Source organism: Rothia nasimurium, from assembly GCF_928392795.1.
Classification (GTDB): domain Bacteria; phylum Actinomycetota; class Actinomycetes; order Actinomycetales; family Micrococcaceae; genus Rothia; species Rothia nasimurium_F.
This window is the reverse complement of record NZ_CAKMTJ010000001.1, coordinates 294500-314893: the sequence shown is the minus strand read 5'-3', so window position 1 is coordinate 314893 and position 20394 is coordinate 294500. Positions and strand designations below refer to the sequence as shown.

Here is a 20394-nt window from a genome sequence, read left to right as displayed (position 1 = left end):
TCATCCTACCGAATCGAAATAGAGGATTCTCTGTTTCGAGATAATTTTCGTTTCAATGACAAGCTGGGCCACCAGTGCCAGGACGGCTCCGGTGAGAAGCCAGCCGTTACGAAAATCCTGCGGTATAGGGGCGAACACTAAGAGGCCGGTGAAAACCATAATCTTGAACGGATACATGGCCGCTAGAGCCGCTGCCGCCGCTTTCATCGACTTCTTCTCAGCCGGTATCACAACCATGATTCCGACCGCGAAACTGAGATAAACCAGGGTAAGCCCCGTAAGGAACCCACCCGCAGCCGGTTTACCTGCGATAAGTACACCAACTATCGTACCGACTAGGGCCAAGATAGCCAAAGCCAGCGAGACAGACCGGAAGATTTTTAACCAGGGCATCTCGTTGATGCCCAGCGGCTTAGGCCCCATTTTTCTGACGCACCTTCCCGAGCAAGGTCGGCAAAAAGATGTAAAGGGCCAAGATAAGCACAACTAACAGGGCAGACCAAACAGCGTTCTGGGTTTCAAAGGGCAGGGCCATCACTGTCACAGCGGTCACCACAAAAGTAGTAAGCGTCACAAGTGTCGCGCTGCCCAGGTGGCTGAAACCGACGTCCGTCAACCGCTGATAGGCGTGGGTGCGATGGGGTTTGTACCACTGTTCACCCCGCACGATTCGGCGCAGTAGCGTGGTCCCGGTATCTGCCAGGTAGACCAGCAGGGGGGCAAGAATATATTCCACGTAAACCCCCGAAAGGAAAGCCCCTACCGCCATAGAAGCGATAGCTCCCCCCAGGAAGTAGGAACCGGCGTCCCCTAGAAAAACGTTCTTACCGGTACGTACATTCCAGGGCAGGAAGGCAAGGTAGGCCGCAGCCACAGCCGCTCCCCCGGCAAGTAGCCAGGGCATTTGGTTGACCCAGCCCGCGTAGGCATAAGCCCCACCCACGGCAAAGCCGTGCAGGCCCGAGATACCGTTAATGCCGTCCATAAAGTTCACCACGTTGATGTAGGCGGCGATCGCAAAGACGCCTAGGGGAACCCAGAAGATGGAGGTCCCCAGCATCAGGGTCATTCCCAGAGTGACGATAGCGCCGATGAGCAGCTGGGCCGCAAAGCGAACCTTGATAGAGACCCCGCGGTAGTCCTCCATCCAGCCCAGGGCGCCCGATGCCACCATGCCAAAGAGCACGAAGAGGGCGATAGACCGATCGGTAAAAATCTGTCCGTCGATGAGGGCAACCAGGTAGGCCAGCACCGCTGCAAGTGCGGTTGCCAGCCCCATGCCTCGGAAGACCGGGGAGCTGTGGGAAGACCGTGCGGTGGGGATGTCGACCAGGTTCCAGCGATGCAGGAGCGGACGCACGGCGAAGGGTAAGAGCAGACCGGCGACCAGGCCGACAACGGTGGGCACCAGAAGCAGGGCCAGAAGTTCTGAGGTAGTCATTAGGCCTCCTGCCCCCGGTGCTCGGTGCGCTCGTACCCGCGGTGGCTGCGGTAGTTTTCAAGCCAGCGGGCGTAGTCAAGGTCAGCGGGATTAAGCCTGGGAGCTTGAGCCCTCATGATATTTTCGTTCTCTTCGCTGCGCTGGTGTACTTCGTCCTGGCCAAAAAGCACCTCGTCGCGCTTTTCGCCCGCACGCAGGCCAATAACCTCGATAGCCACGTCGAAGCGCTCATAGAGGCTGCGCATATGCTCCGCCACCTTGAGAATCTTGACCGGCTCGCCCATATCGAGCACCATCACCTCGCCGCTGCGTCCGATTGCCCCGGCCAGCATGACCAGCAGGCAGGCGTCCGGAATCAGCATGAAGTAGCGGGTGGCGTTCCGGTCGGTCACGGTCAGGGGGCCGCCGTCCAGGATCTGCTTGGTAAAGAGGGGCTTAATAGAACCGCGAGAGCCAAAAACATTGCCGAAGCGCACCGAGACATAGGTACGCCCGGTCTGCTCGCCGTACCAGCTCGTCAGCATTTCCGCGCTGCGCTTGGACTGCCCCAGGGCAGTAGTGGGGTCGGCAGCCTTATCGGTCGAGATATTCACAAAAACCTGAACATCAACCTGAGCTGAAGCCTTAAGTACGTTTGCGGTACCCAGAGTATTAGTTTTATAGGCTTCCTTGGGGTAAGCCTCAAGAGCAGAGACATGCTTAAGAGCGGCAGCATGAAATACAACCTCAGGCTGACGTTCAGCAAAGACCGCCTCTAATGCCTCAGCATCCCGTACATCCGCCAGAATCACGCTGGGGTCGTCCAGGCTTGATAGGCCGGTCAGAGAATACCGGGTATCCATGAGCAGGGACTCGTCGCGGTCGAGCATCATAAGCTCAGCCGGCTGGTAGGCACTAATCTGGCGGCAGAGCTCAGAACCAATCGACCCGCCAGCGCCGGTCACGAGCACGCGTCGACCCTGCACATAGCTACGGATGAGATCATGGTCAATCTTGTAGTCAATTGTGCCGCGAATCTTCTCAAGAAGCTCGCGCTCATTATTCTCTTCACTGCGTCGGCGACCGTGACCAATATCGGGAACAGCAGAGTTGATACGTATGGTCTCTACACCCAGTTCTTTCATGCTCTGGGCGATGCGGACCAAACGCCGTTCAGGGATCTCCTCACCAATAGCAATGAGCACCTTCTCAGCCTGGTGGTGTTTTACCAGGGCCGCCAAATCAGCGCTGGTTCCCTCAACCTTAACCGAATGAATACGGGCGTTACGCACCGAACGGTCATCGTCAACAATCGCGACCGGCAGGTACTTGGCCTTGGGGTCGGTCATCAGGGTTGAAATCAGGTTGCGGCCCAGAAAACCTGCACCGTAAACAATCACCCGCTGCACATCTTTACCGCTGGGGCGGTTAGTCTTTTCCTCATAGATTCGCTTGCTGTAGCGGAAGCCCATCATCAGCAAAACTGCGATGGGGAAGGCAATGAGCACCACCGAGCGGGGTACTCCAAAGGCACGGGACGATACCATCAGCAGTATCTGCATAATGATGGTATTAGCTAATATCAGGGGATAGAGCTTGCTGCCCTCTTGCAGGGTGCCGTAGCTGTGGACTCCGCGGTAGAGACCCATCATCAGGCCACCACCGATTTGCAGGGCGACCATCACCAGGGCAACCGCGGTGAGTCCGCCTGCATCAATCTGGCTAAGGTCCATGCCATAGCGCAAAACAAAGGCAGCGGGAAGGGCTATCAGCCAGGCTAGGGAGTCGAGCCCCATCTGCACGTACTTCCACCAGGTCTTCCGCTCGGTGCTCGATGTCAGAATGGGAATAGAGGTAGTCTGCGGGGACGCTTCTTTAGACATTGCTGCCCTTCTCTTTCTTTCCCTGCGGGGTTCTGCCGGTCATGGCTCTAAAGGCCCGGGTACGCAGTTCTTCTGGTGCTAGGCGGTAGACACCGCGGATGGCTAGGTTCTGGGTGAAGCGTACGGGACTCACTACTCCCCCGGTATAGAGCCTGCGTTGGACCTGGAGGTCCTTGCGCAGGGCTTCTAGCCCACCGCGTCGGGTATAAGCTGTAGCAACCCGGTAGCTTACCAGGGGCTGGCTCAGGTTGCCCAGGACGAACCCAGCTCGACTCATGCGGGCCCAGAGCCAGTAGTCTTCGGCTCCCGGAACCTCAACGTAACTGCCAACAGCCTCTACAGCGCTCTTGCGGAAGACCACGGTGGGGTGCAACATGGGATTGCGCTTCGGAAGCATCTCTCGAATAGCTCTCGCCCCGGTTACCGCTTTCCGTTCGGCCTCGGGGCGGGCGGGGTCGTCCGTAAATTCGTACATGGCGCTACCCAGCACGTCGTACTGGCCGGCGGCTAGCAGGGGAACCTGCTGGGCAAAACGGTCAGGAGCAGAAACATCGTCTGAGTCTGCTCGGGCCACAATATCGTAGTCGCAGTAGGTGAGCCCCTCGTGCAGGGCGGCAGCTAGCCCGTGGTTCTCGGCAAGGCGCACCACGGTCACCGGCAGGGAACTCTGCTCTTCAAAATCAGCGATAACCTGAGAAAGCTCAGCGCTCACGGGGCCGTCCTGCACCAGCACCAGCTGGTTGGGGCGCAGGGTTTGGCCCTCGGTATTCGAGGCTAGGGCCAGGCGCAGGTGCTCGGGCTGATCCCCGGCATAAACGCTCATCAAGACAGAGAACTTGGGGTCGCTCCCGTAGTTTGCTTTGATACGCTGGGCCAGCTGGGGGGTTTCAAGCTGGTAGACGCCGTCCAGCACCTCACTGTTGGAGCGGTAGCCGGCGGCGGCGTCCTGAAGCCCCTTGAGGAAGTAGCCGGTGTAGGTCTTCTTCTCATCGGTGCGCAGCAGGGTGCTAACCCACAGGCGGGCCGTCGAACCGCCGTAGAGCAGCTTTTCCAGCGGGGTTAGGGTGCGACGGGCACAAAAAACCCAGAGCTTATTGCGTACATCGTTGTAGAAACGGGGGCCGGGTTTGGCGTCTGTGGTGCCAAAGGTCTTGGTGTGGTGGCGGGCTACCGACCGCTCAGTAGCAATACCGTTGCTGTGGTGAATCAGGCGGGTGGTGTATTCGAAGTCATCGTTCCAGATAAAGAAGTCTGCCAGGGGCAGGTCGGTGGCCCGCATGGCGGCAGCGTCCATCAGGATTGACACAAAGGACGCCGAACGGATAGGGCGGGCACCCACAGCGGCTGCCCGCGCGGTACGGTCAGGGCCCGCGGCGAACATGGTACGCATAGTGTTCATGGGGTGGTCCTGGCCGTTGGTCCACACCACCTTAGAGGCCACGACGGCCGGTCGCTCTGCCCGCACCGGGGAATAGTCAGCCCAAGCCCGGTAGGCCTCAGACAGGGTGTTCTCGGTAGGTTCGGTGTCGTCGTCCATGACCCAGACCAGGTCTGCTGCATGGCGGTTTAGGGCCCGGTCGATGCCCACAGTGAAGCCGCCTGCGCCGCCCACGTTCTGCGGGAGGTGCACAATGTCGGTAGCCAGTGAACTCCGATAGCTGCCCAGGTACTCTTCGGTACCGTCGGTAGAAGCATTATTGACGATGATGACCGTATCGGGAGTCAGCTCCCCCGCCTCTATCCCGGCTAGGGTCTGTTCAAGCAGCTCACGGCGGTTATAGGTCACCACTACAGCAACAATGCGCTCCTGGGGGCGCACCTGGGGTGTCGGGGCAGATACCATGGGCAAACAGGTCCTTTCGTGGGGTGAGGCCACCTGTACACGTGTGTTTATGCCGGGGTCAAGGCAAAATTCACACAACTCTATCTAAGTTTAGCGAATTCACCTGTGGATTAGCCCAGCGCCAGCGACCAGCTACCCCGAAGCGCACCCCTTTACAGCCTGTCCTACGTGTATTTCTGCCTGACCTGTGTCACCCTAGGGGTAGGGTCGCAGACGACCTACCGGTAACCACTACACGGACGGAGCAAAGGCATGACTCAGGCCACATGGAAAGTAATTGGGGCAAGCGGGTTTGTGGGATCTTCGATTGTCGCCCGACTGGCTGCTGAAGGTGTTCAGGTTGATGCTGTTGAAGCTCCCCGCCTGCTGACCCGCACGGCCGAAGCTGAGCAGCTCATTCGCGAGGCCCGTCAGCTGGACGGTATCATCGACACTCTCGCCGAGTCTTTCGCAGGGTGCGAGGTTGTCATCAATGCTTCGGGCCTGGCTGCCCCTGATCAGGAAGACCTAGCTCCCCTGTTGGGCGCAAATGCCCTACTCCCTGCCGTTATCGCTATCGCAGCCCAGCGCACCGGTGTCAGCAGGGTGATTCACCTCAGCTCGGCAGCTGTGCTTGGGCCTGTTCCTACGCTCACTCCGAGCGAAGAAACACAGCCTTTCTCTGCCTACTCTTTCTCAAAGGCCCTGGGCGAAGAAGTACTTCTGGCCCTGCGGGCCTTTATCGAAGAAACAGCGGCTCAGGGGCAGGCTCCCGGCTCTGAAGCGTCAGAATTCCCGGCGGCTCCTTCTCACTCCCCCGTCGCTGTAGCCGGGGATCACGCAGTCGATATCTGCATTATCCGGGCCACGAGTGTGCAGGGCCGTGGTCGCCGCACCACCGAGGCTTTCGCAAAAATTGCTTCCTCCCCACTGGCGTCCGTCGCCGGGCGCACCCCGCGGCGTACCCCGGTCTCCTCCAACTACGCCCTGGCAGAATTCGTCTACCGGGTAGCCAGTTTCACCGGCCCTCTGCCCGCCATCGTAATGCAGCCCTGGGAAGGGGCAACCACCGAGTCCGTCCTTATTGACGCAGGACGCCGCCGCCCCCTACACCTACCGGCCCCCCTCTGCCGGGCTCTGGTAGCCACCGGCTACAGGGTCTCTGAGCTCCTGGGGGACCGTCTAACCGGGCCCGTCCGCCGGGTTGAGGTGATGTGGTTCGGCCAGGATATCGACGATTCATGGGCTCAAAAAAATGGCCTGGTACCCCAAGCACGGGTGAGCGAGGTGCTTCGCACCGCCCACAGCGCGCTAGGCACCAGGCAGGACCGCAAGTTTGAAAACTAGACGGTAGGAGTTTCGTTGCCCTCGCCATCCGCTTCGATTAGTGGCTCGGCGGGGGCTTCTTTCTGGGTGCCGAATACCAGCGAACGGGCATCAGCTACCGAGTAGGGCTTAGTATCGTCCTTCACCACGCGGGTCTCAGGCGAGTGAGCGCTTGCTGTGCGGCGTTGGTCGACTGCGGCGGTACCGCTAGCGCCGCCTACCAGACCCGCAGCGAGCGATCCGGCAGCGGGTGCAGCAGCCTGGCGCCCGGGAGTATCCTCCACCTCATCAGCAGCAGATTCGTCCATATGACGCGGTGAGAACTCGGTGTCTTCCACCGCCTCCGTTGCAGCGACTAGAGGAGCTTCTGGTGCCTCGCGGCGGGCCTTCTCCTGGGCCTCAAATTCGGCGCGAGTTAGCACACCGGGCACGACCTCGCGCAGGCGCTCTACTGAAATTGCACCCTCGCGCACCACGACCAGGCGGTCAGAGGTGCAGTCCACGATGGTGGAGGGCAGGGCATCCTTGGCTTCAAAGCCCTCAGGACGGTTCTCGGGGCGGGGTCCACCGTCAAAGATAACGGCTACGTCATCGCCCAGCTGGGCCATAGCTTCCTGGGCGGTTGTAGCTGCCGGGCGCCCGGTCTTATTGGCTGAAGAAACAGCCAGAGGGCCCAGGTTTTTCAGAAGCTCAATAGCTACAGGGTCGTTAGGCACACGCAGGGCAACGGTGCCCTGGGTCTCGCCCAGGTCCCAGTTCAGGGAGGGCTGAGAATAGAAAATCAGGGTGAGAGCACCGGGCCAGAACTCGGTAGCCAGGGCGCGGGCGTCCTCAGAAATCTCATCGGCCAAACCCGGCAGCACAGACTGGTCATAAATGAGTACCGGCGGGGGCATCTGCCGGGTACGGCCCTTAGCGGCAAGCAGGTTCCCAACGCCCGCAACGGAGAAGGCGTCGGTGGCGATACCGTACACGGTGTCGGTAGGAATCACGATGGTCTTGGCTGCGCCGATTGCTGAGTTGGCGGTCGCGATGGCGTCACCCAGGGTCTCAGGGTCGGTTGCACTAACAATGGTTGCTTTCACGCTCATTATTCTTTCACATTCTTAGGTGCCTGGTAGCGGTTTATAGCCCGAGGTGTGACGGGGTTTACCCGCGAAATCATCAATAGATTCGATACCTTCAAAGCCGACGGCGGCAAGGGCCTGCCGCATCAGTTCCCGCTGGGTTTCGGCGTGCTCCATAATCAGGTAGCCACCGGGAGCAAGAAGAGCATAGGCTCGGGCTGCGATGGCGGTAGGTAGCTCCATGCCGTCCTCTCCCCCGCCGTAAAGAGCCAGGGCCGGGTCGTGGTCGCGAACCTCTGGATCTTTAGGAATTGCCCCGGCAGGGATATAGGGCGGGTTGGAAGCCACTAGGGTCACGGTTCCCTCGTAGCCGGGTAGGGCCGTGCGGGCATCGCCCGCTACCAGTTCCACCCCGGCTGGGCCCAGGTTACGCTCGGCCCAGGCGGCAGCGTCGGTTGAGAGTTCAACGGCGAGGACGCGTGGGGTCGGCACCTGCTCATCTGCGGCTAGCTCGGTAGCAAGGGCAGCTGCAATGGCACCTGACCCGGTACACAGGTCAACCACCAGGGGCTGGGCGGGCAGGGCCTCAGCCATGCCCCGGTAGGCGGTGAGGGCGTGCTCCACCAGCAGCTCGGTCTCGGGTCGGGGCACAAAAACCCCCGGCCCTACCGACAGGGTCAGGCCCCGGAAGTGGGCCTGGCCGGTCAGGTGTTGGAGGGGCAGGCGCTCACCGCGCAGGGTCACCAGACGGGCAAAGCCCTCAGGTGCCGGATGTCCCAGCAGGGCCAGGGACTGAACACGGCCCCGCGATACCGGCTCACCGGCGTCCTTCTCCAGTAGATAAGCGGCAAGAAGCTGCGCGTCCACCGCAGCTGAGTCAATACCGGCTGCGCCAAGATAGAGCGCAGCCCGGCGAAGGGCTGAATCAAGCTCTTCGCCGGGCTCCAGGCTAAAATCAGCCACGCTTACTTGTCTTCCTGACCGAGCTTCTCAAGGCGGGCAGCCTCGTCCATCTCAATAGCGGACTGCACAACAGCCTCAAGGTCACCGTTGAGCACAGCGTCCAGGTTGTAGGCCTTGTAGCCGGTGCGGTGGTCGGCAATACGGTTTTCGGGGAAGTTGTAGGTGCGGATGCGCTCTGAACGGTCCATGGTGCGCACCTGGGAGTGGCGCTTCTCGGCGTTCTCGGCGTCAATCTGCTCCTGCTGCCAGGCAAGCAGGCGGGCACGGAGCACGCGCATAGCAGCTTCACGGTTCTGAATCTGTGACTTCTCGTTCTGCATAGCAACCACGATGCCGGTGGGCAGGTGGGTAATACGCACAGCGGAGTCGGTGGTGTTCACCGACTGCCCGCCGGGGCCTGATGAACGGTAGACGTCAATCTTCAGGTCGTTCTGATTAATCTCGATTTCCTCGGGCTCATCAACCTCGGGAAAGACCAGCACACCGGCAGCTGAGGTGTGGATACGGCCCTGGGACTCGGTCGCCGGAACACGCTGCACGCGGTGCACGCCGCCCTCGTACTTGAGGTGGGCCCAGACGCCCTCCGCGGGGTCATTCGAGGTGCCCTTGATAGCTACCTGAGCATCCTTGTAGCCGCCCACGTCGGTGGTCTGGGAGGAAATCATTTCGGTCTTCCACCCCTTAGACTCGGCGTAGCGGGTGTACATGCGTAGCAGGTCAGCAGCAAAGAGGGAGGCCTCGTCGCCACCTTCGCCACCCTTGACTTCGAGAATGACGTTGCGGCCGTCGTCCGGATCACGGGGAATCAGCAGACGGCGCAGCTTCTCTTCAGCCTCGGGCAGCTGGGCTTCAAGCTCCTTGACCTCGTCAGCAAAGTCGGGGTCTTCGGCAGCCATCTCGCGGGCAGCTTCGATGTCGTCGCGCAGGGTGTTGACGCGGTTGTAGGCTTCAACGATGCCGTTAAGCTCTGAGTAGCGGCGACCCAGCTTACGGGCCTTGCCCTGGTCAGCGTGGACGGCGGGGTCAGCCAGCTGCTTCTGGAGGTCTGCGTGCTCGTCGAGCAGACCCTGGATAGATTCAATCACGGTGATGTCCTTTCCTTATTCGCCGTGGCCCAGGCCGCTCTTAGCAACGGTGAGCAGGAATTCGACGTTGGACTGGGTCTCGCGTAGCTTGGAGAGCAGAACAGACAGGGACTGCTCCTGGTCCATGCCGGCCAGCACGCGGCGCAGGCGCCACATAATCTTGACCTCGTCGGGTGAGAGCAGGGCCTCTTCGCGACGGGTTGAGGACGCGTTGAGGTCGATGGCGGGGAAGATACGCTTGTCTGCCAGCTGGCGGGAAAGGCGCAGTTCCATGTTGCCGGTGCCCTTGAATTCTTCGAAGATGACCTCGTCCATCTTGGAGCCGGTCTCGACCAGGGCGGTCGCCAGAATGGTCAGTGAGCCGCCTTCTTCGATGTTGCGGGCAGCACCGAAGAACTTCTTGGGCGGGTAGAGGGCAGCTGCATCTACACCACCGGAGAGGATGCGGCCTGAAGCGGGCGCTGCCAGGTTGTAGGCACGGCCCAGGCGGGTCATGGAGTCCAGCAGGACGACGACGTCGCGGCCCTGCTCCACCAGACGCTTGGCACGCTCGATGGCGAGCTCGGCAACGGTGGTGTGGTCATCTGCCGGGCGGTCAAAGGTTGAGGCGATGACCTCACCGTTGACGGTGCGCTGCATATCGGTGACTTCTTCGGGGCGTTCGTCCACCAGAACCATCATGAGGTGGACCTCGGGGTTGTTGGTGGTAATCGCGTTAGCGATGGACTGTAGCATCAGGGTCTTACCGGCCTTGGGAGGCGCCACGATCAGACCACGCTGGCCCTTGCCGATGGGGGCAATCAGGTCGATAACGCGGGTACCGAGCTTCTTGGGGTCGGTCTCCAGGCGCAGGCGCTCCTTGGGGTAGAGCGGGGTGAGCTTGTTGAACTCGCGACGGCCCTTGGACTCTTCGGGAGTCAGACCGTTGATGGAGGTCAGCTGTACCAGGGCGTTGAACTTCTGGCGGTTGTTGTTATCGCCTTCGCGGGGGGCGCGGATGGTACCGACCACAGCATCGCCCTTGCGCAGGCCGTAACGCTTGACCTGGGCCAGGGAAACGTAAACGTCGTTGGTGCCGGGCAGGTAACCGGACGTGCGCACAAAAGCGTAGTTATCGAGGACGTCGAGCACACCGGCAACGGGAATCAGTACATCGTCTTCGCTGATCTCGGGCTCGTAGTCATCGCGGCGGTTATTACGGCGTTCGCGGCGCTCTGCCTGACGGTCGCGGCGGTTCTTACGGTTGTTACGGCGGTCTTCATCGGGGCCGTTGTTGTTCTGGCGGTCGTTCTTGCCGCCGCGGTCGCGGTTGTCGCGCTCCTGCTTGTCGCCGCGGTCCTGACGGTTATCGCGGTCGTTGCGGTCACGACGGTTCTTGCGCTCAAAACGCTCGTTCTTCTCGCCGTTCTCAGCGGAGGTGTCGTTCTGCTCGGCGGAATCAACGTTCTCGCCCTCGTTCTTGCGACGACGGTCGGTACGGGTGCGGGTACGGGTGCGCTTGGCACCCTCTTCGCCCTCGTTCTGCTCGTTGCGGGCAGCCTTCTGAGACTCCAGACCGTCAAGGGCAGCTTCAACCGCCTCAAGGGCAGAGGTATCGGGCTTGGTTTCCTTCTGGGCCTCAGCAGCTACGGTTGAGCTGGTGGCGCGGCGGTTACCGCGACGCTTGGTAGCGGGCTTCTCAGAAGTAGCTTCAGCAGGTGCGTCAGCGGCTTCGGCGGCGTCCGGCCCCTTGGGCTGCTCTGCTTCGGCAGCCTTTTCAGCTGCGGTCTTGCGGGTGCGCTTAGGCTTCTCTGCCTCGGGCTGAGCCTCGGCGGGAGCTTCTGCTTCGGCAGCCTTCTCGGCTGCGGTCTTGCGGGTGCGGGTGCGCTTAGGCTTCTCTGCCTGATCTGCGGTTTCAGCAGGACGGTCGGCTACAGCTGAGCCACGCTGGTGGGCTGAAATAGCCTCAACCAGGTCTGATTTACGCATGCGGCGGGCGCCGGTAATACCTAGCTGGGAAGCCAGGGACTGGAGCTGAGCGAGTTTGAGGGTGCTCAGACTGGGGGACTTCTGCTCAGCCGCTGCTGCGGCCTCCGTACCTGCGGTCAGGTCGGTGTTTTCTGCCACGAAGATTCCTTCTCTCGAAATGTCGTTGATTTCGCGGTTTGTTCTGGCACAACAGATGTGCCATGCCCAGAGCGGGCGAGTGATTGATTCAAGGAGGTCAGGCGCTAAAGCCGCTAGTGAGCGAAAATAGCAGATGACCGAATACCGGTATCCCGGTTACCAAACGGTAGGCGGTACTCCCGGTGGGGATTGCCTCGGCTACGTGAGCGGGGCGAATGTGAAAGGCTATGAGGCGCTGAGGCTTCTACAGACCTGCTTAACCGTGGGATGAGGACGGCTCAGACGTACCCAGCCACAAAGAGGCCGAATCGCCCTAGGCGGTTTCCTCATAAGTAAGCATAACACCATTGGTGTCGATATCGATATCGAGCACCCGCCAGCTCACCGCTCTATTCTCGTGCTGGTTAGGCTCGCTCTCGGTGGCGAAGGCCTCAATGGCCTCGCGCACCCGGGCGCGTTCGTCCGCCCCGTTTGCTAGGGTCATGACGGTGGGGCCGGCCCCCGAGATTACCGCAGCGAAGCCCTTGCCGCGCAGGTACTTGACCAGGGCAGCCGATGGTTTCATGGCGACGGCGCGGTAGGACTGGTGCAGCAGGTCGCTGGTAGCGGGCAGGAGATAGTCGGGGTAGGACGCCAGGGCCTGGGTGAGCAGGGCAGCTCGGCCGGAGTTGGCGGCGGCTTCCCGGTGGGGAACGGTCTCGGGAATCAGACCGCGAGCCACCTTGGTCGGCACCTCGTAGTCAGGAATTGCGATGACCGGCAGTACGTTCTCGTGAGCCGGTACGGGCAGGGAGTGCCAGCCAGAGTCGTCCCCGTAAGAAATCACAACATGGCCGTAGAGGGAGGGGGCGACGTTATCGGGGTGCCCTTCCATACCCGAACAGATTTGCAGCACGGTTTCAGCATCTAGCTGGTGCTGCTCTGGCAAGAGGCCGTTGGCTGCGGTCACGCCAGCCACGATTGCTGAAGCGGAGGAGCCCATACCGCGAGAGTGCGGAATACGGTTGTGGGCCTGAATATGCAGGGAGGGCAGTTCGAAGAGCCCCACGGCCTTCCAGGCAGCCACCATAGCCTTGACGACTAGGTGGCTGGCATCCCGAGGCACCTCATCTGCACCTTCACCGGTCAGATCAAAGGTCAACTCCCCCACCCCCGGCACACGGGTGACCGTCAGGTCATCGTAGTGGGCTAGCGCCAGCCCCAGGGAGTCATAACCGGGGCCAAGATTAGCTGATGAGGCCGGGACCTTGACGGTCACGCGCGCGCCAACGGGGATTTCATCGGGCTGGACGAAGGGCTCGTCTGAGCCGTCAATCATGGGAAGTGACATAAGAATCGGTGTTTAGCCTTCTACACGGATAACGGAGGTGATATCGCGGACGGTATCGAGGGCATCGACTACCGCCATGGTCTTTCGCAGGTTAGCGTCGGTGGCCCGGTGGGTAACGATGCGGATGGAGGCGCTGGTGCCGTCGCCGGTCCCCTTGGCCTGGCGCATGGTCTCGATGGAAACCCCGTGTTCAGCGAAGATCCGGGCAATGTTAGCCAGAACCCCCAGCTTATCCTCTACCACGATGCCCACCGAGTAGCGGGAAACCACGTCATTCATGGGGGTTGCTGCTAGCTGAGCAAAAGAGGACTCGGGAATGCCAGGACCGCCCAACACCAGACGGCGAGCCAGGGAAACGAAGTCACCTAGTACTGCGGAGGCCGTGGGGGCACCACCGGCACCGGGCCCGTAGAACATAAGTTCACCGGCATTTTCAGCCTGTACGAAGACCGCGTTGAAAGCCCCGTGGACGGAGGCCAGCGGATGGCTGCGGGGCACCAAGGTGGGGTTCACGCGGATGTTGACGCCCTCGCCGTCCTTTTCGCAAACGGCAAGGAGCTTGATGACATAGCCGTCGGCAGCGGCTGCCGCCACGTCGTCAGCGGTGATGGAGGTAATGCCCTCGCAGTGGACGTCGTCGATGGTGAAGTCAGAGTGGAAGGCCAGGGAGGCAACGATTGCGGCCTTAGAGGCGGCGTCGTGGCCCTCGATATCGGCAGTGGGGTCAGCTTCGGCGTAGCCCAGGCGCTGGGCCTCGGCCAGGGCGTCGGAGAACTGGGCACCGGTGGTGTCCATCTGGTCCAGGATGTAGTTGGTGGTGCCGTTCATGATACCCAGCACGCGGGTGATCTGGTCACCGGCCAGGGAATCGCGCAGAGGGCGCAGGATGGGGATAGCACCGGCGACGGCGGCCTCGTAGGAGAGCTGGGCCCCGCTCTTGGCGGCAGCTGCTGCCAGCTCCACCCCGTGCTTGGCCAGCAGAGCCTTGTTGCCAGAGACAACCGACTTACCGGCGTTCAGAGCGCGCAGGATGCGGGTTCGGGCAGGCTCGATACCACCGGTCAGTTCAATGACCACATCGGCAGCATCAATCAGAGCATCTGCATCGGTGGTGTAGAGCTCGGGGGCGGCCTCGTAGTGGCGCTTAGCCGAGGTATCGCGCACGGCAATACCGATGAGCTCAACCGGTGCACCAATGCGGTCTTGCAATGACTCAGCGTCTTCGGTCAGCATACGAGCTACCTGCGAGCCGACGTTACCGGCGCCCAGTAGCGCTACTTTGATGGTGGTGTTGCCCAAGAGCGTCTCCTGACGTAGATGGGAAATGTAGGTTCAGGGGGTACGCTCACCATGCTAGCGGGTAAGACAGCATAACCCAGAGTATGAACTTTATTTTCTCACGGAGTGGTTGATGGCAGGACGCCGCCCCACCGCTCCCCTGCCCGCAGGCAGGGAGGCTGGCAGGCGGCGTCCTGATGAAGAACCCTAAACTAGACCCAGGTCTCGGGCCAGCATGTCTTCTTCAGTTTCGCGGCGGATAATAGCGCGCGGTTCCTTGCCCTCCGCCGTAGCGATGACCGGCGGGCGGGTCAGGTAGTTGTAGTTCGAGGCCATAACGTGGTTGTAGGCACCGGTGGCCGGAACAGCCAGAATGTCTCCCGCTGCCAGGTCAGCCGGCAGGTAGCAGTAGCGAATCACAATATCGCCGGATTCGCAGTGCTTACCCACCACGCGGGTCAGGACCTGTTCCCCTGCCGGAGCCCGGTTAGCCAGGGTTACGGCGTAGTCGGACTCGTAGAGCACCGGGCGGGGGTTATCGCTCATGCCACCGTCGACCGAGACGTAGCGACGCACGCGGGTGTCCCCGTTCTCGTCCTCAATCGCCACATCCTTGATGGTACCGACTGTGTAAAGGGTGATACCCGAAGGGCCCGAGATGGAGCGGCCCGGCTCAAAGGAGAGGTGGGGAATGGCCATACCCACGTTGGCGCAGGTCTTAGAGACCATGTCAGCCAGCTCGGTAGCAATATCGGCTGAACCGCGCGGGGTGTCCTGCTCGGTGTAGCCGATACCGTAGCCGCCACCCAGGTCAATCTCGGGCAGCACCACGCCAAAGCGCTCGTTGAGCTGCTGCATGTAGGTCAGCACCTTCTCAGCGGCCTTACCGAAGCCCTCGGCCTCAAAAATCTGGGAGCCGATGTGGCAGTGCAAACCGCGCAGGTCAATGTGCTCACTGGCCAGGGCCAGAGCAGCAGCCACGGTAGCGTAGGCATCATCTGCGGTAATTCCCAGCTCGGTCAGCTCTTCCATCGACAGACCTGCCAGCGGCGCGGTACCGGCTGCCAGAGACTGACCGAACTTCTGATCCTCGTGGGCGGTAGCAATGAAGTCGTGGGTCGAGGCGTGGACGCCCGGGGTCACGCGGAGCATGACCGGGGCGGTGACGCCCAGCTCGGCTGCCACCTGCGCAATCAGCTGCACCTCGGGCACCGAGTCGGCCACCAGGCGTCCTACCCCGTAGCGTAGGGCACGGGCAATCTCGCCCGCCGACTTGTTGTTACCGTGCAGGGCGATTTTCGCACCGGGCACCCCGGCCCGCATGGCAATCGCCAGCTCCCCGCCGCTGGCAGTATCGAGGCACAGGCCCTCTTCCTCAGCCCACTTGGCCACGGCGGTCGCCAGGAAGGACTTACCGGCGTAGTAGACCGAGACCTCAGCCCCGTGCTTCTCAAAGGCCGTCTCGAAAGCGGAACGGAATTCAGCGGCGCGGGCGCGGAAGGTGGTCTCAGAAAAGACGTATTCGGGGGTTCCGAAGTCAGCGACCAGGCGGCTGACGGGGATGCCGTCTACCTCAAGTTCGCCGGTCTTGGAGCGGGTGAAGGAGGGCATCCAAATCACCGGGTCAAGGTCGGCCGGGGCGGACGGGTAGCTCAGCCAGTCGGGCTTGAACAGTGCGGCTTCTGCGCCCATTTACATCTTCTCCGGTGCGCTTACACCCAGCAGGCCCAGGCCGTTGGCCAATACCTGGCGGGTAGCGTTGTTCAGCAGCAGGCGGGTGCGGTGCAGGTCGGTGACCTCTTCATCGCCCTTGGGGGCAACGTGGGAGACACCGTACCAGCGGTGGTAGGCACCGGCCAGGGTTTCCAGGTAGCGGGCCACGCGGTGGGGCTCACGGAAGTCAGCGGCTTCTTTGACGGCACCGGCGAACTGGCCCAGGGCAGCCAGCAGGGCTGAATCTGCCTCTGAGTTCAGCAGGGAGGTATCGACGGAGTCAGTGGTGACGCCGGCTGCCTCAGCATTGCGGGCAATAGCGCAGGTGCGGGCGTGGGCGTACTGCACGTAGAAGACCGGGTTCTCGTTGGACTGTTTGGTCAGCAGGTCGAGGTCGATATCGATGTTGGAGTCAACCGAGTAGCGGGTCAGGGAGTAGCGGGCAGCGTCCACGCCAACAATCTCAACCAGATCTTCAAGGGTGACCACGGTACCGGCGCGCTTGGACATACGCACGGGCGTACCGTCCTTGACCAGGTTAACCATCTGGCCGATCATGACCTCAACCATGTTGGGGTCATCGCCCAGGGCAGCGGCAGCGGCCTTGAGGCGGGCTACATAGCCGTGGTGGTCAGCACCCAGCATGTAGATCGCCAGATCAGCGGGGTTCTCTTCGCGCTTGGTCTTGTCTTGGAAGTAGGCGATATCACCGGCGATGTAGGCGGCATTGCCGTCAGACTTGATAACCACGCGGTCCTTGTCGTCGCCGAAGTCGGTGGACTTGAGCCACCAGGCGCCGTCCTTAAAGTAGAGGTTCTCGGACTCCTTGAGCTTCTCAAGCAGCTCATCTACCTTGCCGTTTTCAAAGAGGGAGTTCTCGTGGAAGTAAACGTCGAAGTCAACGTGGAAGTCATGCAGGGAGGCCTTGATGTCCTCAAACATGAACTCAACACCGGTAGCGCGGAAGACTTCCTGGGGATCTTCAGCCTCAAGAGCGTCGGGGCGGACCTCTAGCACCCGGTTGGCGATATCGGTGATGTACTCACCGCCGTAGCCGTCCTCGGGGGCGGCTTCACCCTTGGCGCGGGCCAGCAGGGAGCGGGCGAAGCGGTCAATCTGGTTGCCGTGGTCGTTGAAGTAGTATTCGCGCACGACCTTGGCGCCCTGGGAGATGAAGATGCGGGCCAGGGAGTCACCGACGGCGGCCCAGCGGGTGCCACCCAGGTGGATGGGGCCGGTGGGGTTAGCTGAGACGAACTCCAGGTTGATGGTCTGGCCGGCTAGGGTCTCATTGGTGCCAAAAGCTGAGCCCTGCTCGACGATGGTCTTGGCCAGCTCACCCGCCGCGGCGGCGTCCAGGGTGATGTTGAGGAAGCCGGGGCCTGCGATATCAACGCTTGCTACACCAGCAAGTTCGGTGATGCGGGCGGCCAGGATCTGGGCTACCTCTCGGGGGTTGAGGCCAACCTTCTTGGAAATCTGCAGGGCGATGTTGGTGGCCCAGTCGCCGTGGTCGCGGTTCTTGGGGCGCTCTACGCGCACAGCGGGGGCGGTTTCGCCGTCGGTTAGGGTCAGTTCACCGGCTTCAAACGCTGCGGTCAGCGCGCCGTCAATTGCACTTGAGAGTTCTTCGGGAGTCATAGGGTCAAGTCTACAGGGTGAGCTGTAGACCTACCCAGCGAATGATATGTTCCCAGGTGCTCTCGCTGGCGTAGATTGCCGGGTCGGAGTGCTCCGCCCCGCCAATCAGGGTCAGTTCGGTGGCGATTCCGGCGGCTGAGAGGGCACGGTGGGCCTCGACGGACTGGTTGGGCGGCACGCAGGTGTCTGCGGTGCCGTGGATGTAATAGACCGGTGCGTGGGTACGTTCGCCGGTTCTCTGGGCTTCTTGGGCGTAGTCGATGGGGTGGGCTTTGGCCCAGTTAACCTCTGCTGGGCTACCTGCCGGGGCGGGGTAGGTGGAGCCAAGTAGGCGCCATTCGGCGCCGTCATCTTCGGGGTGGTCGTAGGGGAAGCCCCAGGCCACGCGGTCGTCGAAGATGGTGCGCAGGTCGCTGACCCCGTAGATTGAGACGGCACAGAGGACGGACGAATCCGACTCACCTGCGATGGTGCGGGCAGCGAGCACGCTGGCTGAGAGGCCTTCGAGGTAGGGCTCGTTCAGGTGGCCTGTGGCGGCGGCCAGTTGGACCAGGTGCCCGCCCGCTGACCCACCTGCGAGGACGATACGGTTGGGGTCGATTCCGAAGTCTTCGGCCCTGGTTTTGAAGTAACGGATGGCTGTTTTGAGGTCGTTGATTTGGGCGGGGAAGAGGGCCTCATGGCTAAGCCGGTAGTTGATAGAGGCTGTGGCGTAGCCGGCGTGGGCGAAGCGTTCGCGGATGCGGTGTAGACCGTTATCGGCTAGCAGGAAGGAGGATTTGTCGCCGAATCGCCAGGCTCCGCCGTGGACGTAGATGAGTAGGGGCACGGGGTGGTGTTCACCGGTGGGTGCGCTGGGCGGGTAGAAGTCAAAGGTCTGGGAGGGGTGGTTGGTTCCCGCGTAGTTGCCGGTGAGTGTGGTCATTGATTCAGCCCTTCGGTGCGCTGGTCTTTGTTCCTACTGTAATCGGTTTGTGTTGTGGGGCGGGGTTTCTGATAGAGTAATCAGGTCTGAGTTTCACTATCTATTGTGAAGGTTCAGTGTTGCCCTCGTAGCTCAGTGGATAGAGCACCAGTTTCCGGAGCTGGGTGTCGAAGGTTCGAATCCTTTCGAGGGCACAAATAGAAAAGACCTGCCAGAATGCGCGAAGCGCTGGCAGGTCTTTTCTATTTGTGCCCGGCGTGAAGAAAGGCCCCAGTGGGGCCTTTTAGCCGGCTAAACATAAGCAGAGCCAGAATGCGCGAAGCGCTGGCATACCTTCTCTTTTTGTGCCCGGCGTCCGCCTTCTTCCCCGCATTTGTTCTGTTTTACCCGCAACTAGTTGCGGGGTTTTCAGACTAAGTGCGGGTTAGTTTGGGGCGACGAGTTCCACTTCAAACCCCTGCTTGTTTTCGAGGTAGAGGGCGTAGTGGTCGGGGCCGCCTGCGTGCGGATATCGGTCTGCGAAGAGTTCACTCCAGCCGTGGCTGGCAACCTCGCTACGGAGCTTATCGAGCAAGGCCGCGCACGGCACTGTGAAGGCCACGTGGTTGAGCCCAGCGTGGGTACGGTTATGGGGGCCGGTGGTATCGGGGGATTCTTCGAGGACGAGGTAGGAGCCATCATGAGCCTGCCAGGAGATTCCGCCGGGCCACTCCTGGTAGGTCGTCCACCCTAGTTGCTGGGTGAGCCAGGCCCAGGATGGTAGGGCTGTTGCCAGGGATTCGGTCCAGAGTTCAACGTGGTGGAAGCCGGGGCGGGAAACTGCCTCGTGGTGGTGCTGGCTAGCCGGGGTGCGTCCGTCCTTGCGGAGCCTAGCGGCTATCACCGCGTCGTAGGTCTGCCCGGCGTAGAGGAACTTCTCCCGCTCAATCCCTTCAACCTGGAACCCGGCAGCGGCGGCAACGGCTCCGCTCGCGGGGTTGTTGGCGCGGTAGCCCAGTTCCAGACGGCGGAGGCGGGGTGAGGGTAGGGACGCCAGCAGGCCGGTATCGAGAGTAGGTAGGGTTGGTGCGGGGTTGGGATCGCCCAGGGCCCAGGCGCACACCGCCGTGAGAGCCGCTTTTGTGTAGCCCTGCCCGCGATAGGGGTCAGCTAGCCAGTAGTAGACCCAGGCCCTGTCCCAGGCTCCGGTATCGCTGCGGGCCGTAAAGTTCAGCCCGATGAGCCCTGCGGGCCGTCCCTCGTCACTGAGGCAGAAAATAGCCCGGTTTTCAGCCGGTAGGTAGCTGGTTTCGATGAGGTTCCGGGCGTCCTCTTCGCTGGCGAGGGCTGGCATCTGCCGCTCGAGGCCTGATGATGTGCGGTAAATCGAGTAAAGGTCAGGGGCGTCGGTGAGTGCCCAGTAGCGTAGCTCCATGTGCCTAGTTTAGGTCAGGAGCAGGCCGACGGAAGGCAACCCAGACTGCTGCTATCACGCCGATAACCAGGGCAAAAATGATAGAAAAGATAGCATCGAAGATAAAGTCCTGCGGGTCGATACGGGGTAGGCCTATTCCTAGCCCGAACACCGCGCCCAGCAGGAAGGCCCCGGAGGGGCGATCCGTAAACTGTCGACGGTAGATTAGGTGAAGGTCGGGACCGGGGAAGCGCAGGGCAGCTAGGCTGATGAAAGTCAGGGCAACTGCCCCAATCGTCATACCGATAAGATAGGGCGTCAGTTCTTGCTCTGGGAGCGCGAAGGCCCGCAACAGACCGATGACACCGCTAATCGAGGCACCAAAAGCTGCGACCAGGGTGAGGTAGAGTGCTTTCTTCATTGAATACTCCTTTCGGCATTC

At 61.4% G+C, this 20394-nt stretch carries 16 protein-coding genes and 1 tRNA gene; 2 read left to right on the top strand and 15 right to left on the bottom strand.

Translation table 11 applies throughout. The features are described from left to right. Genes L6963_RS01365 through L6963_RS01350 form a run of 4 tightly spaced genes read right to left on the bottom strand, consistent with a single transcriptional unit; the run spans position 1 to position 5146 of the window. Positions 1-423, bottom strand: a complete 423-nt coding sequence (locus L6963_RS01365; protein ID WP_237185864.1) for a hypothetical protein — start codon at positions 421-423, stop codon at positions 1-3. Then, the gene (locus tag L6963_RS01360; protein ID WP_237185863.1) at positions 413-1441 is read right to left on the bottom strand and encodes an MraY family glycosyltransferase; all 1029 of its coding nucleotides are present in this window, start codon (positions 1439-1441) and stop codon (positions 413-415) included. The genes L6963_RS01365 and L6963_RS01360 overlap by 11 nt, the downstream gene beginning before the upstream one ends. Continuing rightward, a complete protein-coding gene (locus L6963_RS01355; protein WP_237206349.1) occupies positions 1441-3303 on the bottom strand; it encodes a nucleoside-diphosphate sugar epimerase/dehydratase in 1863 nt (620 codons plus the stop codon). Before L6963_RS01355 ends, L6963_RS01360 begins: the two co-directional genes overlap by 1 nt. After that, on the bottom strand, positions 3296-5146 hold the full coding sequence (locus L6963_RS01350) for a glycosyltransferase (protein WP_237206348.1): 1851 nt from the start codon (positions 5144-5146) through the stop codon (positions 3296-3298). Before L6963_RS01350 ends, L6963_RS01355 begins: the two co-directional genes overlap by 8 nt. Positions 5147-5398: 252 nt before the next feature. On the opposite strand from L6963_RS01350, the gene L6963_RS01345 reads away from it, so the two are divergent. Next, the gene (locus tag L6963_RS01345; protein WP_237206347.1) at positions 5399-6472 is read left to right on the top strand and encodes an NAD-dependent epimerase/dehydratase family protein; all 1074 of its coding nucleotides are present in this window, start codon (positions 5399-5401) and stop codon (positions 6470-6472) included. Here L6963_RS01345 and L6963_RS01340 read toward each other — a convergent pair. The 9 genes from L6963_RS01340 to L6963_RS01300 form a co-directional block, all read right to left on the bottom strand. Beyond that, complete coding sequence (locus L6963_RS01340) at positions 6469-7542, bottom strand: L-threonylcarbamoyladenylate synthase (protein ID WP_237209108.1); 1074 nt, start codon at positions 7540-7542, stop codon at positions 6469-6471. The two genes, L6963_RS01345 and L6963_RS01340, sit on opposite strands and share 4 nt — an antisense overlap. 15 nt (positions 7543-7557) lie before the next feature. Next, entirely contained in the window at positions 7558-8481 is a 924-nt protein-coding gene (gene prmC, locus L6963_RS01335) for a peptide chain release factor N(5)-glutamine methyltransferase (RefSeq protein WP_237206345.1), read from the bottom strand. A gap of 2 nt (positions 8482-8483) precedes the next feature. Continuing rightward, a complete protein-coding gene (prfA, locus tag L6963_RS01330) occupies positions 8484-9566 on the bottom strand; it encodes a peptide chain release factor 1 (RefSeq protein WP_135011527.1) in 1083 nt (360 codons plus the stop codon). A gap of 15 nt (positions 9567-9581) precedes the next feature. After that, positions 9582-11672 carry a transcription termination factor Rho gene (gene rho, locus L6963_RS01325; RefSeq protein WP_237206344.1) on the bottom strand — a complete coding sequence of 697 codons (2091 nt, stop codon included), beginning with the start codon at positions 11670-11672 and terminating at the stop codon, positions 9582-9584. 313 nt (positions 11673-11985) lie between these two features. After that, a complete protein-coding gene (gene thrB / locus L6963_RS01320; RefSeq protein ID WP_237206343.1) occupies positions 11986-13002 on the bottom strand; it encodes a homoserine kinase in 1017 nt (338 codons plus the stop codon). A gap of 12 nt (positions 13003-13014) precedes the next feature. After that, a complete protein-coding gene (locus L6963_RS01315; RefSeq protein WP_272878931.1) occupies positions 13015-14301 on the bottom strand; it encodes a homoserine dehydrogenase in 1287 nt (428 codons plus the stop codon). Between the two features lie 186 nt (positions 14302-14487). After that, entirely contained in the window at positions 14488-15972 is a 1485-nt protein-coding gene (locus L6963_RS01310; protein ID WP_237206342.1) for a diaminopimelate decarboxylase family protein, read from the bottom strand. After that, positions 15973-17634: an arginine--tRNA ligase gene (argS, locus tag L6963_RS01305; protein ID WP_237206341.1), complete on the bottom strand. Its 1662-nt coding sequence runs from the start codon at positions 17632-17634 to the stop codon at positions 15973-15975. A gap of 10 nt (positions 17635-17644) precedes the next feature. Beyond that, positions 17645-18559: an alpha/beta hydrolase gene (locus L6963_RS01300; protein WP_237206340.1), complete on the bottom strand. Its 915-nt coding sequence runs from the start codon at positions 18557-18559 to the stop codon at positions 17645-17647. A gap of 121 nt (positions 18560-18680) precedes the next feature. Between L6963_RS01300 and L6963_RS01295 the strand changes: the two genes are divergently transcribed. Then, positions 18681-18753 (top strand) — tRNA-Arg (locus L6963_RS01295). A 230-nt stretch (positions 18754-18983) separates the two neighbouring features. On the opposite strand, the gene L6963_RS11835 is transcribed toward L6963_RS01295, so the two are convergent. Next, positions 18984-19973, bottom strand: coding sequence for a GNAT family N-acetyltransferase (locus L6963_RS11835; protein ID WP_336603535.1), 990 nt, complete (start codon positions 19971-19973; stop codon positions 18984-18986). 4 nt (positions 19974-19977) lie between these two features. Further along, a complete protein-coding gene (locus L6963_RS01280) occupies positions 19978-20373 on the bottom strand; it encodes a hypothetical protein (protein ID WP_237206339.1) in 396 nt (131 codons plus the stop codon). Between the last annotated feature and the right edge of the window lie 21 nt (positions 20374-20394).

Coding starts and splice junctions, on each gene's coding strand:
- L6963_RS01355 (WP_237206349.1), bottom strand. CDS start 3,303: ATGTCTAAAGAAGCGTCCCCGCAGACTACCTCTATTCCCATTCTGACA.
- thrB (WP_237206343.1), bottom strand. CDS start 13,002: ATGTCACTTCCCATGATTGACGGCTCAGACGAGCCCTTCGTCCAGCCC.
- L6963_RS01365 (WP_237185864.1), bottom strand. CDS start 423: ATGGGGCCTAAGCCGCTGGGCATCAACGAGATGCCCTGGTTAAAAATC.
- L6963_RS01310 (WP_237206342.1), bottom strand. CDS start 15,972: ATGGGCGCAGAAGCCGCACTGTTCAAGCCCGACTGGCTGAGCTACCCG.
- argS (WP_237206341.1), bottom strand. CDS start 17,634: ATGACTCCCGAAGAACTCTCAAGTGCAATTGACGGCGCGCTGACCGCA.
- L6963_RS01340 (WP_237209108.1), bottom strand. CDS start 7,542: ATGAGCGTGAAAGCAACCATTGTTAGTGCAACCGACCCTGAGACCCTG.
- L6963_RS01300 (WP_237206340.1), bottom strand. CDS start 18,559: ATGACCACACTCACCGGCAACTACGCGGGAACCAACCACCCCTCCCAG.
- L6963_RS01360 (WP_237185863.1), bottom strand. CDS start 1,441: ATGACTACCTCAGAACTTCTGGCCCTGCTTCTGGTGCCCACCGTTGTC.
- L6963_RS11835 (WP_336603535.1), bottom strand. CDS start 19,973: ATGGAGCTACGCTACTGGGCACTCACCGACGCCCCTGACCTTTACTCG.
- L6963_RS01280 (WP_237206339.1), bottom strand. CDS start 20,373: ATGAAGAAAGCACTCTACCTCACCCTGGTCGCAGCTTTTGGTGCCTCG.
- L6963_RS01345 (WP_237206347.1), top strand. CDS start 5,399: ATGACTCAGGCCACATGGAAAGTAATTGGGGCAAGCGGGTTTGTGGGA.
- L6963_RS01350 (WP_237206348.1), bottom strand. CDS start 5,146: ATGGTATCTGCCCCGACACCCCAGGTGCGCCCCCAGGAGCGCATTGTT.